The sequence below is a fragment of the Micromonospora sp. NPDC048947 genome, from assembly GCF_040649495.1.
Lineage (GTDB): Bacteria > Actinomycetota > Actinomycetes > Mycobacteriales > Micromonosporaceae > Micromonospora > Micromonospora alfalfae.
The window spans coordinates 15,561-29,950 of sequence record NZ_JBEZFO010000028.1 but is presented as its reverse complement, the minus strand read 5'-3'; the positions used below and the strand labels follow the sequence as shown (position 1 = coordinate 29,950).

Here is a 14,390-nt window from a genome sequence, read left to right as displayed (position 1 = left end):
CACCGCGCCGACGTGACCGGCGCTCGTTCCCGGACGGCGACGCATCATGATGGGCGGGAGCGGCGCCTGTGGCACCGCGCCTGATTCGGAGGACTGATGGGCCGCAACAGAGCAACACTCGCCGACGTCGCGCGCAGAGCCGGGCTGTCCAAGACCGCCGCGTCGATGGTGCTCAACGGCAGGGAGGGCACCCGGCTCTCGGCCGAGGCGCACCAGCGGGTGTTCGCCGCCGCCGAGGAACTCGGCTACCGGCCCAACCTCGCCGCGCGCAGCCTGCGCACCCGCAAGACAGCCACCATCGCGTTCGTCTCCGACATCGTGGCCACCACCCGGTTCGCCGGCGACCTCATCCGCGGCGCCCTCGACGCCGCCCGCGAACGGGACCACGTCCTGCTCATCACCGAGACGCAGGGCGACGCCACCTTCGAGCAGTACGCCATCGAGGCCGTCCTGGACCGGCAGGTCGACGGGGTGATCTACGCGGCGATGGCGACCCGACGGCTGACGGTGCCCGCGGCCATCCTCGGCGGCCCGGTGGTGCTGCTCAACGCCACCAGCCCCGACGGCCTGCCCAGCGTGGTCCCCGACGACGAGGGGGCCGGACGCTCCGTCGCCGGCGCCCTGCTGGAGCTCGGCCACCGCGACGCGATCGCGCTCATCGGGCGCAACCGACTCAAGGAGGACGACCCGGAGGTCTCGCTCGCCGCCCGCGCCCGCCTGCACGGCATCCAACAGACGCTGGACGAGGCGAAGGTCCGCCTCCTGGCCGAGTGTTTCTGCACCGAGTGGTTGCCCGAGCACGGGTACGCGGCCATGCGCAGCCTGCTGAGCAAGCCGAAGCGACCCAGCGCGATCATCTGCATGAACGACCGGCTGGCCTTCGGCGCCTACCAGGCACTCGGCGAGGCGGGGCTGACCGTCCCGGAGGACATCTCGGTCATCTCGTTCGACGACGACCCGATCGCCGCCTGGTTGCGTCCCAGCCTGGCCACCACCGCGCTACCGCACGAGCAGATGGGGCGGCGAGCTGTCGAGCTACTCCTGGACGGGGGCGCCGCCGAACCCTCGCTCGTTCCGATGCCCCTGCGCCGACGCCGGTCCCTCGCGCCACCGGCCGGCTGACCACCGGCCCTCCGATCCGTGCCGACGGCTTGAGCTTTGACCGACGCTAAAACGGTTTAGTGCTAGGTTTCCGTCCATGCTTCGTCTACCCGACCACTGGGTGTGGGACAGCTGGTACGCGCGGGACGACAACGGCCTCTGGCACGTGTTCTTCCTGCGCGCGTCCCGCGCCCTGCACGACCCGCACCGCCGCCACCGCCGGGCCGGCATCGGCCACGCCGTCTCGACGGACCTGCGCTCGTGGCGCCTGGTCGCCGACGCCGTGGTCCCCGCCGACGCGCCCAGCTGGGACGACCTGGCGACCTGGACGGGCTGCACGGTCCGCGGGCCGGACGGACGGTGGTACCTGTTCTACACCGGGGTCAGTCGTGCGGAGGACGGGCTCGTCCAACGCATCGGACTGGCTGTCTCCGACGACCTCATGACCTGGCACCGGCACGGCACCGAACCGGTCGTCCAGGCCGACCCCACCTGGTACGAGCTGCTTAACAAGGAGCTGTGGTACGAGCAGGCGTGGCGTGACCCGTGGGTGTTTCCCGACCCCGACGGCGAGGGGTGGCACATGCTCATCACCGCCCGCGCCAACACCGGTCCGGCGAACACCCGTGGCGTCGTCGGCCACGCCACCTCCACCGACCTCGTCACCTGGACCGTCGCGCCGCCGCTGTCGACTCCGGCCGGCTTCGGTCACCTGGAGGTGCCCCAGGTGGCGGTCCTCGACGGGCAGCCGCTGCTGCTCTTCTCCGCCGAGGCCACCGGCAGCGCTCGGCACGACGACCACCGGATCTGGGTGGCGACCGGCGAGACCACCCTCGGGCCGTGGGACATCGCGTCCGCCCAGCCGTTCGCCCACCCGCACCTGTACGCGCCTCGGCTGGTCCCCGGACCCGCCGACGGCTGGTCCCTCATCGGCTTCCTCGACCACGTCGACGAAACGTTCGTCGGGGAACTCACCGATCCCATCCCGGTCCGCTACGAGGCCACCACCGGGTTGACGGTGGACCCGGCGAGGGCGAACGTGGCGCGCTAGACCGGACGGGTCCGGGCCGGAGGCGTCACGCCCCCGGCCCGGACCCGTCGGTGTCCAGCTACTGGATCAGCTGCGCAGCTGCCACTGCTGGTTGGTGCCGCCGCTGCAGGCCCAGAGGATCAACTTCGTGCCGTTCGCCGTAGCGGCGCCGTTGGCGTCCAGGCAGAGACCCGACTGCACTCCCGTGATCGTGCCGTTGGCGTTGACGTTCCACTGCTGGTTGGTGCCACCGTTGCAGTCCCAGATCACCACTGCGGTGCCATTGGTGGTGCCCTGGCCGGAGGCGTCCAGGCACTTGGTGCCGTAGACCATGAGCTGCCGGCTCGCGGTGTGGGTCCACCGCTGGTTGGCGACGTTGCTGATGCAGTCCCAGATCTGGGCCTGCGTGCCGTTGGTCGTGCTGGAGTTGCCGATCTCGGCGCAGCGGCCCGACTGGGCGCCCACGATCTGCACGTTCGTCGGGTTGGTGCTGCCGCCGCTCTGCACACCAGCCGTGTTGATCACCGTCTGCGCGCCCGACGGCCAACTGCCGTTGCTGACAGTGACGTTGCTGTTGACCACGTTGCCGCGGTCGCCGTTCGTCACGTTCGTGCTGCCGTTGGTCGACCAGTTGTTGGTAACGGTGAAGTTGCCCATGTTCTCGGCGTAGTAGTAGTTGGCGGTCGCCCAGGTGCCGGTGGAGGAGAACACGTTGTTACGGGCGGTGTAGTAACGCGAGCCCTCGTCGAAGTAGAGCCCGAACCAGCCGTTGGTCCGCAGGCAGTAGTTCTGGGTGATGGACCCACCGGGGTTCGCCGACAGCGTGTAGATGCACCCACCGTCGGTCATCTGCTGCATGACGTCGTGCACGTAGTTGCCGACGACCTGGTTGTTGGCAGCGGTGGTCGCCGTCGTGTACCGCGGCTGATAGTTGTACAGGCCACGGTTGGCGTAGTGCTGGCTACCGCCGGCGTCGTTGGCGCCCCAGCCGTAGCCGACCGACAGACCGGTGTACGGCATGTTGTAGACCTCGTTGTGCGAGACCAGCGAGGTGTTCACGTAGGTCGTCAGGATCGAGACGACACCGCGGTACTCCAGACCGAGATCGTGCACCTTGTTGTTGCTGATGGTGACGTTGCGGTTGACCATCCGCTGGTCGCTGGGGTGGTGGGCGTCGGCGCGTACGCCGCCGACCACGACGCCACCGGCGGAGTTGCGGGCGATCTCCGAGCGGGTGACGGTGATGTTGTTGGCCCCCAGGCCGACGCCGCTGGCGTGGGCGTTGGCGTCGTTGCCGATGCCGATGGCCGTCTGCCCGAGGTTGACGAACTGGGAGTCACTGAAGCTGATGGTGTTGGCGGCGGAGACCTGCACCGCGGCCGGCATCTGCGCCCAGCTCGGGCGGGTGGCCTCGAACAGCGGGCAACCCTCCTGGCAGGAGGTCAGCGCGTCCGACGGGCGGGCCCAGGAACCGACGATGTGCGCGCCGGTCTGCTGGTCGGCGAAGCCGTTGCTGCTGCTCGGGCCGAGCCAGCTGGTGCCGGTGAAGGTGATCCCGCTGAACGAGATGTGGTGCGCGGGCGCGTCGTAGGTGCCGCCGACGTTCACCAGGGACTGCAACTGCGGCAGCTCCACGCTGACCGAGCTCATGTTCTGTCCGCTCAGCGGAATGTAGTTGAGCTGGCCGTTGGTCGGGTTGAGATACCACTCCCCCGCCGAGTCCAGGAACTCGTACGCGTTGGCCAGGTAGAACGGGCCCGCCCGGTGCGGGCGCGACAGCGTGTCGAAGCCGAAGGTGTTGTTGTTCCAGGCGGGCTGCTGCATCGTCAGGAAGTTGCCGCTGATGCTCTGCACCGGCGAGTACCGGTCGGTGAACGAGCCGACGCTCTCCACCTCGACCCGGTTCTGGTTGCCGAGGTTGTTGAGGTAGTTGAGCCCGCTGTTGGTGAACCGCATGCCGGACGTGGTGAAGGTGAAGTCGGAACGGTTCACGGCCGTGCGTGCCCGGGTGGCGACGGCCCCGTTGACGTAGAGCTGACGGGAGTCGAGCCCGGCGGGAACGTTGGCCCGCCAGATGTTCTTGCCGGAGTCGACGAGCGACCAGCCGGTGACCGCCCGGGCGCCGGTGATCGTCGGACGCGCGCCGGAGGCCGCCCGCCAGATCACCTGATAGCCGTTGTTGCCCGAGTCGGCGGCGGTGAACCGCAGCGGCGACGAGAGCCGGTAGGCGCCGTTCGCCAACTCGACGACGATGTCACCGGACATCGCGCTGTTGATCGCCCGCACCGCGGTCTGGGCGGCGCCCAACGAACACGGTTGGCTGGCGGAACACGTGGTGCCGGTGCCGGAGGGCGACGCGTAGAGGGTGGTGGTGGCCGCGAGGGCCGGGGAGGCCGAGGCGGTCACCGCGACCACTGCGGTCACCGCTGTCGCGGCGGCGCCGGCCAGCAGTCGGCGCAGCGACGAAAGGGACGAGGACACGGGACGGTGCTCCTGACGTGAGAACGGGGTGGGGGTGGTGGAACGGCCTCGACCAGCGCGGGGGGGGTGGCTGCTCGGGGGTGTTATCCGAGGATCTCCCGGAGATGACGCAGGCCGTCCGTGGCGAGACGGTCCTGCGAGGGGGCCAACGGACGCCAGATCGCCGCGGCGGTGGCGATGGCATCGTTCTCCGCCGTGAACGACTCGATGCAGATCGCGCCCTGGTAGCCGGTGTCGCGCAGGACGGCGAAGAAGCGGGGCCAGTCGAAGTGGTCAGCGCCGGGAGCGCCCCGGTTGGTGCCGCTGACCTGGACGTGCTTGATGTGCGGGCCGGCGACCGCGAGGGCCGCGTAGGGGTCCGCCTCCTCGATGTTCATGTGGTAGGTATCGATCATGATGCCGACGTTCGGCGGTAGCCCGTCGATCAACTCGATCGTCTGCTCGATGGTGTTGACGACGCTCGTCTCGTAGCGGTTCAACGCCTCGACACCGATGCTCACGCCCACCTCGCCGGCCTGCTCGGCCACCGGCGCCAGGGCCCGCCGGAAATCCGCGTAGCAGGCCGCGCGTGCCGCCGCCGACATCCGCCAGGTGCGGCCGACCGAGGCGTACGCGGGGCCGCCGACGCAACCAGCGCCGACGGCCGCCGCGCTCGCCACGCAGCCCTTGAGGTACGCCACCGTCGACTCGACGACCGCCGGTGCGGCGTCGACCAGTTCCCGCCCCGGCGGGGTGACCGCACAGACACCGGCGGCGACGAGGCCGTGCGCCGCCAACAGGTCCCGGGTACGGATCGGGTCCCAGTCGCCAGGCTGCTCGATCGGCAACTCGACCGCGTCGAAGCCGAACGCGGCGATCCGCGGAATCAGCTTGGCCAGGGCCTCGTCGTCGACCGGCGAGGCCCAGACCCAGGGGTTGACGCCGATGGCGTACATCGGGCTCCTACTTCCAGCGCTGCGGGTAACCGGGCAGGTCGGTGCAGCCGCACATCGCGTAGTGCAGCGGCGGCATGCCCGCGTCGAGGTACTGGTCGAGGTTGTCCTGGGTGACGGTCGGCTGCGGCAGCTTCCACGGGTTGGAAACCTGCTGACCGTCGAGGATCCGCAGCGCCGCGATGATCGGCGTACGCCACTGGTAGGTCGGGTAGGTCGGCGCGATCGCCGTGAGCTTCTTGTCCTTCCAGATCTTCAGGAAGTCGAGTTGGTCCTCGCCATTCATCGGAGGAACCGGCTTGCCCGCGTCCTGGAACGCCTCGACCGCCGCGACGGCCACCGCTCCGGCGTCCATCCAGACGCCGTCGATGGTGCCGTACCGCTGGATGTAGTCGTCGACGATCTTCTTGGTCTTGGCCGGATCGCCATCGGTGAACTCGACACCGACGACGTCGACCTTCGCCTTGTCGAACGCTACCTTCGCCGCCGACCAGCGAGTCTCCAGGACGTCGACGCCGGGCAGGATCCGCAGGGCGAGGACCTTGCCGCCGGGCTTCATCTTCTGGCTGACGAACTCGGCCCCGACGTGGCCGAACCCGTAACCGCCGATGGGGTTGATGAACGTCACCGGGCACTTCGTGTCGACCCCACGGTCGAAGACGACGACCGGCAGCCCGGCCTTGCAGGCTGCCTCGACGGCTGGGGTGAGGGTGGCGGTGGTGTTCGGCGAGACGATGAGCGCGTCGCAGCCCTTACCGAGCAGATCGTTGATGTCCGCGATCTGCTTCTGGTCCTTGCCCTCGGCGTCGACGTGCACGAACTCCTTGATCCGGCTCTTCTGCGCCTCGACCTCTGCCTGCATGGTCTTGAAGCCGACCTGCCGCCAGGGGTTGTTCAGCGCCGCGTTCGAGAAGCAGATCTTGTGTGGACCGGCCTTCTTGAACTTGGCGGTGTCGACCATCGTGGGGTTGAGCACCTGCTCCCACGGCTTGTCGGCAGGGCCCGTCGGTGCCGCGTCGAGCAGCGCCAACTCGGCGTCGTAGTCGGCCTGCACGAAGAACTTCGACTGGTCCCCGGTGCCGGAGCCAGTGGCGGCGGATGCACTTCCCGACGGGCCGGCGGCCGGCTCGTCGGTGGCACAGGCGGCGAGGGACAGCACTGTGACAGCGGCAATCGCCGCCATGGAACGTCGCACTATGGTTTCCCCTTTATCTCGAAGAAGAACGCGTTGCCGAGACCGCCACCGCGAGCAGGATGATCCCGCCCTGGACGGTCGATCTGAGGGCGCCGGAGACGCCGTAGAAATTCATGAGGGCGAACAGCAGTTCGAGGGTCAGCGCGCCGAGCATCGCCCCGACGACAGCGCCGCGACCCCCGCCGAGGGCCACCCCACCGAGGACGACAGCGGTGATCGCGCCGAACTCCAGACCCGCGCCGGCCTGGAACGACACGCCGCTGTAGCCGCCCAGCAGAATCGCCGCCACCGCCGCCGCGAGCCCGCTGAGGATGAAGGCGAAGGTGCGGGTACGCCACACGCGTACACCGCTGAGCTCGGCGGTGCGCGGGTTGTCGCCGACGGCGACCAGCGTCCGGCCGAAGTCGGAACGCATCAGCAGCACGGCCGCCACCGCCAGGACCACCAGGACCAGCAGCGCGTACGGCACACGGCCCAGCAGAGGCACGTCCTCGAAGGCCCGTCGGCCGAACCGTCGGAACTCCTCGGAGAGCCCGCCCTTCGGTGCGCCGTCGGACCACAGGTAGACAGCGCCGACGAGGATCAGGAACATGCCGAGGGTCGTGATGAACGACGGCACCCGCAGCCGTGTCGTGATCAGGCCGTTGACCAACCCGACCAGTGCCCCGAAGGCGAGCAGGAGCAGCACCACCGGCCAGGTACGCGACGGGTCGCTGTCGATCAGCCGGGCGGCGACCACCACCTGAGCGGTGACCAGGGAACCGACCGAGAGGTCGAACTCGCCGGACACGATCACGAAATACTGGCCGGCGGCGAGCAGGATGATCGGCGCCGAACGACCGAGGAAGGACATCAGCGACTGCGGGGCCAGGAAGTCGGGCTGCCGGATGCCGACGAGCACCAACAGCACCGCGAGGATCGCGAGGATCGGCAGGACACCACCGGGACGCACCCGCGGCAGACGCAGCGGCAGGGAACGGGGCTGGACGGTCTGCATGGCTAGGCCGCCTTTCGCATGGCCCGGCGGGCGTAGACGGCGACCGCGGCGATGATGATGACGCCCCGGATCACCTGCTTGAAGAAGGCGTCGACCTCGAGCTGGTTGAAGATGGCGTCGATGCTGGCCAGCAGCACCACGCCACCGACAGTGCCGATGACACCGCCACGCCCACCGGCGAGGGCGGTACCGCCGATCACCACAGCGGCGATCGACTCCAGGTCGTAGAGGCCCTCGGTGCCGACGCGCGGGGCGCCCGAGCCGAGCCGACTGGCGAGGTAGATGCCGGCGAGCCCCGCGCACATCGAGCACAGCACGTGGGCGGTGACGAGGACCCGGTCGTTGCGGACGCCGGAGAGCCGGGCCACCTCCGCATCCCCGCCGACGGCGACCAGGTGGTGACCGAAGCGGGTCCGCGAGAGCGCGAACCAGGCTGCCGCGGTGACAGCTATCAGCAGCAGGAACGACACCGGCACCGGCCCGACGCGCTGATAACCGAGCGCCTGCACCAGCGAGGGTGCCGTGGTGCCGGCCGGGCCGTCGTAGCCGTTGTCGAGGTAGCCCTTGAGCAGCAGCCCGACGCCGAGGGTCGCGATGAACGCGTTGACCCGGAACCTGGTCACGAGGAGCCCGTTGAGCAGCCCGACACCGGCGCTGACGACAAGCACCAGGCCGATCGCCGGCAGCACCGCGCCGTCGCTGCCGTTCATCGTCTCGGCCGCGACGAGGGTGCTGAGGCTGATCACGTACGCCACCGAGAGGTCGAGCGAGCCCCCCAGGATGACCAGGGTCTGCCCCACCGCGACCAACCCGAGGCCGGCGGCGACGTGCAGCAGGCTCACAGTCGTCGACTGGTTGAAGAGCTGACCACCGTCGAGCAGGACGACCAGCCAGCCGATCGCCAGGGTCAGGGTCAGGGCCACGAACACGCCCGGTACCGAACGCCGGGCCGGCAACAGCGACAGAGCGCTCACTGGGCCACCTCGGTTCGCGACTGCGGGGCTCGCAAACCCGACTCACTCCTCGCGCTCACTGGGCCTTCTCCCGTACGGTGCCGACCGCCAACGCGACGACCTCCTCCTCGGTCGCGCCGGCGGGCAGCTCGCCCGCGACGTGGCCGTCCCGCATGACGACGATCCGGTCACTCATCCCCAGCAGCTCCGGTAGATCGGACGAGATCATCAGCACGGCCGCGCCGTCACGGGCGAGGCGGCGGACGAGGTCGTGAATGGCTGACTTCGCGCCCACGTCGATGCCCCGGGTCGGCTCGTCGAAGAGCAGGATCCGCGGGTTGAGCGCGAGCCATCGGGCCAGCACGACCTTCTGCTGGTTGCCGCCGGACAGAAAGCGGATCTCCTGGTCGTCGCCGGCGCCGCGGATCTCCACGGCGGCCAGCAACTCGCGTACGCGGGCGGTCCTCGCGGCCCGGCCGGACCGGGCGGCGAAGACGGCCCGACTGGCGAGCAGCGCGTTGTCCAGTACCGACTGCCGGGGGACGATCCCCTCGCCCTTGCGGTCCTCGGTGACGTAGGCGATGCCGGCCCGCATGGCGGTGCGGGGTGAGCGCAGTCGGACCGGCCGGTCGTCGAGCGTGACGTCGCCGGTCGTGAACGGCGACACCCCGAAGATCGCGCGGGCCAGCGCCGAGCGTCCGGAGCCCTGGAGGCCGCCGATGCCGAGCACCTCGCCGGCGCGCAATTGGAGGTTGACGTCGCGCAGCTTCCGGTTGCCAGCGTCGCGGAGGTTGAGCCGCACCGGGCCCCGGTCCTCGGGAGCGGCCCGGTCCGGGTAGTAGCTGGACAGTTCCCGGCCGACCATGTGCCGCACCAACTCGTCGGCGGTGGTGCTCGCGGTGTCCACAGTGGTGACCCGGCGGCCGTCCTTGAGCACTGTGATCCGACCGGACAGGTCGAAGACCTCGGCGAGCCGGTGCGAGACGTACAGCAAACCGATGCCCCGCTCCTGGAGTCGGCGCACCAGCCCGTAGAGCAACTCGACCTCGTGGTCGGCGAGCGCGGCGGTCGGCTCGTCCATGATGAGCAGCCGCGCGTCCAGGGCGAGGGCCTTGGCGATCTCGACGACCTGCTGCTGTGCGACGCCCAACTGTCCCACCCGGGCGTCGGCCGGCAACGTGGTCTCACCGATCGAGGCCAGCAGCCGCGTGGTGCGGTCGAGCATTCCACGACGATCGACGAGCCCGCGTCGGACCGGCTCGTGCCCCAGGTAGACGTTCTCCGCGACGGTGCGCTCCGGGAGAAGGTTGAACTCCTGGTGGATGATGCCGATGCCGGCCCGCTGCGCGTCGCGTGGACCACGGAACGTACGCGTCGCACCGGCGAACTCGACAGTGCCGCCGTCCGGGGCGTGCCCGCCCGAGACGATCTTCATGAGGGTCGACTTCCCGGCACCGTTCTCACCGACGACGGCGTGCACCTCGCCCGGCGCGACATCGAGGTCGACACCATCGAGAACGCGGACTCCGAGGAAGGACTTGCCGATGCCCCGAAGGGTGAGAAGCGGCGTCGGCGGCGGATCTGACATCCCGAAGGCCCTCACAGACAGTAATGATAGATATATTTGGATGCCACACTACGGCGGCTTCAAGGCGCTGAACAACAAGCTTTCGTGGCAACAACCACGACTTACGTTCTTGCGGTGCAAACATTCCCTTGACATCGACGAAACATCACACGTATGAAGATAGATGTTTGGATGCGGGTCCGCAATCCTCGATCAAGTCCGACTGCCAGGTCGGGCCGGGATCGACAGGCGGCGCCGCAGCAAGGGAGCCGAGCACGGACGTCGTTCACCGGGCAGGACGTCGGACGTTACTTTGTTGATTGACAGCCATCGATCTCTGGCTCATCCTGACCTCGTGGACCACGGGACGAGAACCACAGCCACCATCACGCTGTGTGACGTCTCGCAGGTCTGACTGCCGTTGCGGCGAACGGCATGAGGACAGACCAGCGCGCCCGTGTCCCCGCACGTGTCCAGGGTCAACCTGACGCGTGGTAGGGCCCCGTGGTCGCAATCCCTACGCCCGCCCAACCTAGGAGACGGCATGCGTCGCAACACATTGCTCATCTCGGTGATCGCCGGCTTGTTGCTGGCGCTCGGACTCGCTCCACCCGCTTCGGCGGCCCCGGCCTTCCGGGCCCTGGTGTTCAGCAAGACCACCGGCTACCGGCACGACTCGATCCCGGCTGGGATCAGCATGCTCCAGCAGCAGGCCTCCGCGAACAACTTCGAGATGGTGGCGACCGAGGACTCGAGCGTCTTCACCGCCGCCAACCTGGCGACCTTCGACGTGATCGTCATGCTCCAGACCTCCGGCATGGTCTGGACCTCGGCGGCGCAGCGCCAGGCGGTGGAGGGTTACCTCGCCAGCGGCAAGGGCATCGTAGCCATCCACAACGCCCTCGACATGGGCATCGAGTCCGAGTACCCGTGGTGGGACCAGACCATCAACGCCGGCGCCCACATGCCCGAGCACTCCCCCGGCGTGCTCCAGGGCACCGCCATCGTCGCCGACAAGAAGCACCCGTCGACGGCCAGCCTGCCGGACCGGTGGACCCGCAGCGAGGAGTGGTACAACTTCGACGCCAACCCGCGCGGCAAGGTGCACGTGCTGGTGACCGCCGACGAGCGCACCTACAACCCGGGATCCCGGGCAATGGGCAACGACCACCCGATCTCCTGGTGCCGCGACACCGGCGGCGGGCGGGTGTGGGCCACGGCGATGGGCCACGCTATCGCCTCCTACAGCGAGGCGAACTTCCAGAACCACGTGCTCGGCGGCATCAAGTGGGCGGCCGGTAACGCCGCCGGAGACTGCGGCGGCACCGTGTGGGGCAACTTCGAGAAGCGCACCCTCGACGACAACACCGTCGACCCGATGGCGATGGGCGTGGCCCCGGACGGCCGCGTCTTCTACGTCCAGCGCGGCGGCCAGGTGAAGATCTTCAAGCCCTCCACCAACAGCACCGTCACCGCCGGCACCCTCAGCGTCTACACCGGTGGCGAGGACGGCCTCACCGGCATGGCGTTGGACCCCAACTTCGCCACGAACGGGTACATCTACCTGTACCACTCGCCGGCGAGCAGCAGCACCGACGTCAACCGGGTCTCCCGTTACACGGTCAGCGGTGACACGCTGAACACGTCGAGCGGTGTGACGATCATCGACATCCCGGCGTACCGGGACCGGACGTTCCCCGAGCCCGGCCACACCGGCGGCTACATCAAGTTCGGTCCGGACGGCAACCTCTACATCGGCACCGGCGACGACACGCCGCCGAACCTCGACCCCAACTGGCAGGGCTACGCCCCGCTGGACTGGCGCTCGGGCAAGTCCAACCTGGACGCCGCCCGCAGCGCGGGTAACACGAACGACCTGCGCGGCAAGCTGCTGCGCATCCGGCCCGGGGCCAGCGGCAGCTACACCATCCCGAGCGGCAACCTCTACCCGCAGGGCACGGCCCAGACCAAGCCGGAAATCTACGCGATGGGCTTCCGCAACCCGTTCCGCTTCTCGATCGACCCGGCCAACGGCTGGGTCTACCTGGCCGACTACGGGCCGGACCGCAACCCGCCCACCACCAACCGGGGTCCGGAGGGCCTGGTCGAGCTGAACGTCATCAAGACGCCCGGCAACTACGGCTGGCCGTTCTGCCACGGCAACAACCAGCCGTACGCGCCGTACAACCCGGACACCGGCGTGGTCGGCGCGAAGTTCAACTGCTCGGCACCGGTCAACAACTCGCCGAACAACACCGGTCTGACCAGCCTGAAGCCGGTCGTCATGCCGAACATCTGGTACGGCTACCCGGCCTCGACGACCTTCCCGGAGCTCGGCTCCGGCGGCTCGGCGCCGATGGGCGGCCCGGTCTACCGGTACGACGCGTCGAACCCGTCCGCGACGAAGTTCCCGCCCTACTACGACGGGGTGCACTTCTTCTACGAGTGGGCGCGCAACTACATCAAGGAGGTGCACTTCGACTCCTCCTCGGCGGTCACCCGCACCAACCCGTTCCTGTCCGGCACTGGCTTCAACAAGCCGATGGACATGGAGTTCGGCAAGGACGGTTCGCTCTACCTGCTGGAGTGGGGCACCAACTTCGGCGGCGGCAACAGCGACTCCGGGCTCTACCGGATCGACTACATCCAGGGCGGCCGGTCCCCGATCGTCAAGGCCACCGGCACGCCCACCAGCGGCAGCGCGCCGCTGACGGTCCAGTTCAGCAGCGCTGGCACGTCCGACCCGGACGGCAACACGCTGAGCTACCTGTGGACGTTCGGCGACGGCACCACCTCGACGGCGGCCAACCCGTCGAAGGTGTACACCTCCAACGGCAACTACACCGCCCAGTTGAAGGTCACCGACAGCACCGGCAAGACCGGCTTCGCCAACGTGCCGATCACCGTCGGCAACAGCGCCCCGGTGGTCACCATCACCACACCGGGCAACGGCGGCATGCTGACCTTCGGTGACAAGGTGTCGTACCAGATCACCGTGACCGATCCGGACGGCGGAACGGTCGACTGCTCGAAGGTGTTCCTCAACCCGGCGCTGGGTCACGACGACCACGCGCACGAGACCACCGAGTATCCCGGCTGCTCGGGCACCATCTCCACCGACCTGCTCGGCGGGCACCCCGATGGCGCCAACCTGTTCTACGTGCTGAACGCGCGGTACACCGACAACGGCGGCTCGGGCGGCGGGTCTCCGCTCACCGGCACCGCACAGGCGATCCTGCAGCCGAAGCACAAGCAGTCCGAGTACTTCAGCAGCCAGTCCGGCATCCGGGTCATCGACCAGGCCGCGGCGGAGAGCACCAAGCGCATCGGTGACATCTCCTCGAACGACTGGATCGCGTTCAGCCCGATGAACCTGTCCGGTATCTCCACAGTGAGCTACCGGGTGTCGTCGCCCTCCGGCGGCGGTTCGATCGAACTGCGGTCCGGCTCGCCGACCGGGACGCTGCTGGCCACCACCACGGTGCCCAGTACCGGTGGCTGGGACAACTACCAGTCCACGACCCCGGTGAGCGTCGCCGCCAGCAGTGGGGCACAGACGCTCTACATGGTGTTCAAGAACGCCAACAACTCGTTCGACCTGGACTCGCACACCTTCGGCGGGAACGGCGTCGGGACACCCGGCACCGGCACCGGCACCGGGTTGGCGGGCAAGACCTACACGGTCACCGCGCAGCACAGCAACAAGCTGATGGACGTCAGCGGGGTCTCCACCGCCGACGGCGCCCAGATCACCCAGTGGGCGTCGACCGGCGGCAACAACCAGCGGTGGCAGGCCGTCGACGCCGGTAACGGCGCGCTCTACCTCAAGGCGGTGCACAGCGGCAAGTGCGTCGAGGTGGTCGGCAGTTCGACCACGGCGGGTGCCTTCCTCCAGCAGGCCACCTGCAACAACGGCAACCAGCAGAAGTTCACCCCCACCGCGACGGGAACCTCCGGCGTGTACACGGTGAAGAGTGTGCTGAGCGGGCTCTGCCTGGACGTCAACGGTGCTTCCACGGCCGACGGCGCCCGGGTGTTGCAGTGGACCTGCAGCAACGCGGCCAACCAGCAGTGGCGCTTCACCGCACTCTGATCTGCGGCTGTCGCGGTAACAAATGACGTCCCGGTCGGGAC

The 14,390-nt window shown here is 68.8% G+C and carries 8 protein-coding genes and 1 pseudogene; 3 read left to right on the top strand and 6 right to left on the bottom strand.

Annotated features, from left to right (window positions below):
- Positions 1-96 precede the first annotated feature (96 nt).
- Both AB0B98_RS30170 and AB0B98_RS30165 read left to right on the top strand, forming a co-directional pair.
- Entirely contained in the window at positions 97-1,122 is a 1,026-nt protein-coding gene (locus AB0B98_RS30170; RefSeq protein ID WP_357366976.1) for a LacI family DNA-binding transcriptional regulator, read from the top strand.
- Between the two features lie 55 nt (positions 1,123-1,177).
- Positions 1,178-2,152: pseudogene (locus tag AB0B98_RS30165) on the top strand (family 43 glycosylhydrolase); the annotation flags it as partial.
- Positions 2,153-2,218: 66 nt separating this feature from the next.
- On the opposite strand, the gene AB0B98_RS30160 reads toward AB0B98_RS30165, so the two are convergent.
- The 6 genes from AB0B98_RS30160 to AB0B98_RS30135 form a co-directional block, all read right to left on the bottom strand.
- Complete coding sequence (locus AB0B98_RS30160; RefSeq protein WP_357366974.1) at positions 2,219-4,612, bottom strand: RICIN domain-containing protein; 2,394 nt, start codon at positions 4,610-4,612, stop codon at positions 2,219-2,221.
- Between the two features lie 83 nt (positions 4,613-4,695).
- A complete protein-coding gene (locus AB0B98_RS30155; protein WP_357366972.1) occupies positions 4,696-5,547 on the bottom strand; it encodes a sugar phosphate isomerase/epimerase family protein in 852 nt (283 codons plus the stop codon).
- Between the two features lie 7 nt (positions 5,548-5,554).
- A complete protein-coding gene (locus AB0B98_RS30150) occupies positions 5,555-6,739 on the bottom strand; it encodes a substrate-binding domain-containing protein (RefSeq protein ID WP_238666861.1) in 1,185 nt (394 codons plus the stop codon).
- A gap of 13 nt (positions 6,740-6,752) precedes the next feature.
- Positions 6,753-7,736 carry an ABC transporter permease gene (locus AB0B98_RS30145; protein WP_357366970.1) on the bottom strand — a complete coding sequence of 328 codons (984 nt, stop codon included), beginning with the start codon at positions 7,734-7,736 and terminating at the stop codon, positions 6,753-6,755.
- Positions 7,737-7,738: 2 nt separating this feature from the next.
- The gene (locus AB0B98_RS30140; protein WP_357366969.1) at positions 7,739-8,710 is read right to left on the bottom strand and encodes an ABC transporter permease; all 972 of its coding nucleotides are present in this window, start codon (positions 8,708-8,710) and stop codon (positions 7,739-7,741) included.
- A 55-nt stretch (positions 8,711-8,765) separates the two neighbouring features.
- Positions 8,766-10,292 carry a sugar ABC transporter ATP-binding protein gene (locus AB0B98_RS30135; RefSeq protein ID WP_238666858.1) on the bottom strand — a complete coding sequence of 509 codons (1,527 nt, stop codon included), beginning with the start codon at positions 10,290-10,292 and terminating at the stop codon, positions 8,766-8,768.
- A gap of 508 nt (positions 10,293-10,800) precedes the next feature.
- Here AB0B98_RS30135 and AB0B98_RS30130 point away from each other — a divergent pair.
- Complete coding sequence (locus tag AB0B98_RS30130; protein WP_357366967.1) at positions 10,801-14,349, top strand: ThuA domain-containing protein; 3,549 nt, start codon at positions 10,801-10,803, stop codon at positions 14,347-14,349.
- Positions 14,350-14,390 lie beyond the last annotated feature (41 nt).

Coding starts and splice junctions, on each gene's coding strand:
- AB0B98_RS30130 (WP_357366967.1), top strand. CDS start 10,801: ATGCGTCGCAACACATTGCTCATCTCGGTGATCGCCGGCTTGTTGCTG.
- AB0B98_RS30145 (WP_357366970.1), bottom strand. CDS start 7,736: ATGCAGACCGTCCAGCCCCGTTCCCTGCCGCTGCGTCTGCCGCGGGTG.
- AB0B98_RS30170 (WP_357366976.1), top strand. CDS start 97: ATGGGCCGCAACAGAGCAACACTCGCCGACGTCGCGCGCAGAGCCGGG.
- AB0B98_RS30155 (WP_357366972.1), bottom strand. CDS start 5,547: ATGTACGCCATCGGCGTCAACCCCTGGGTCTGGGCCTCGCCGGTCGAC.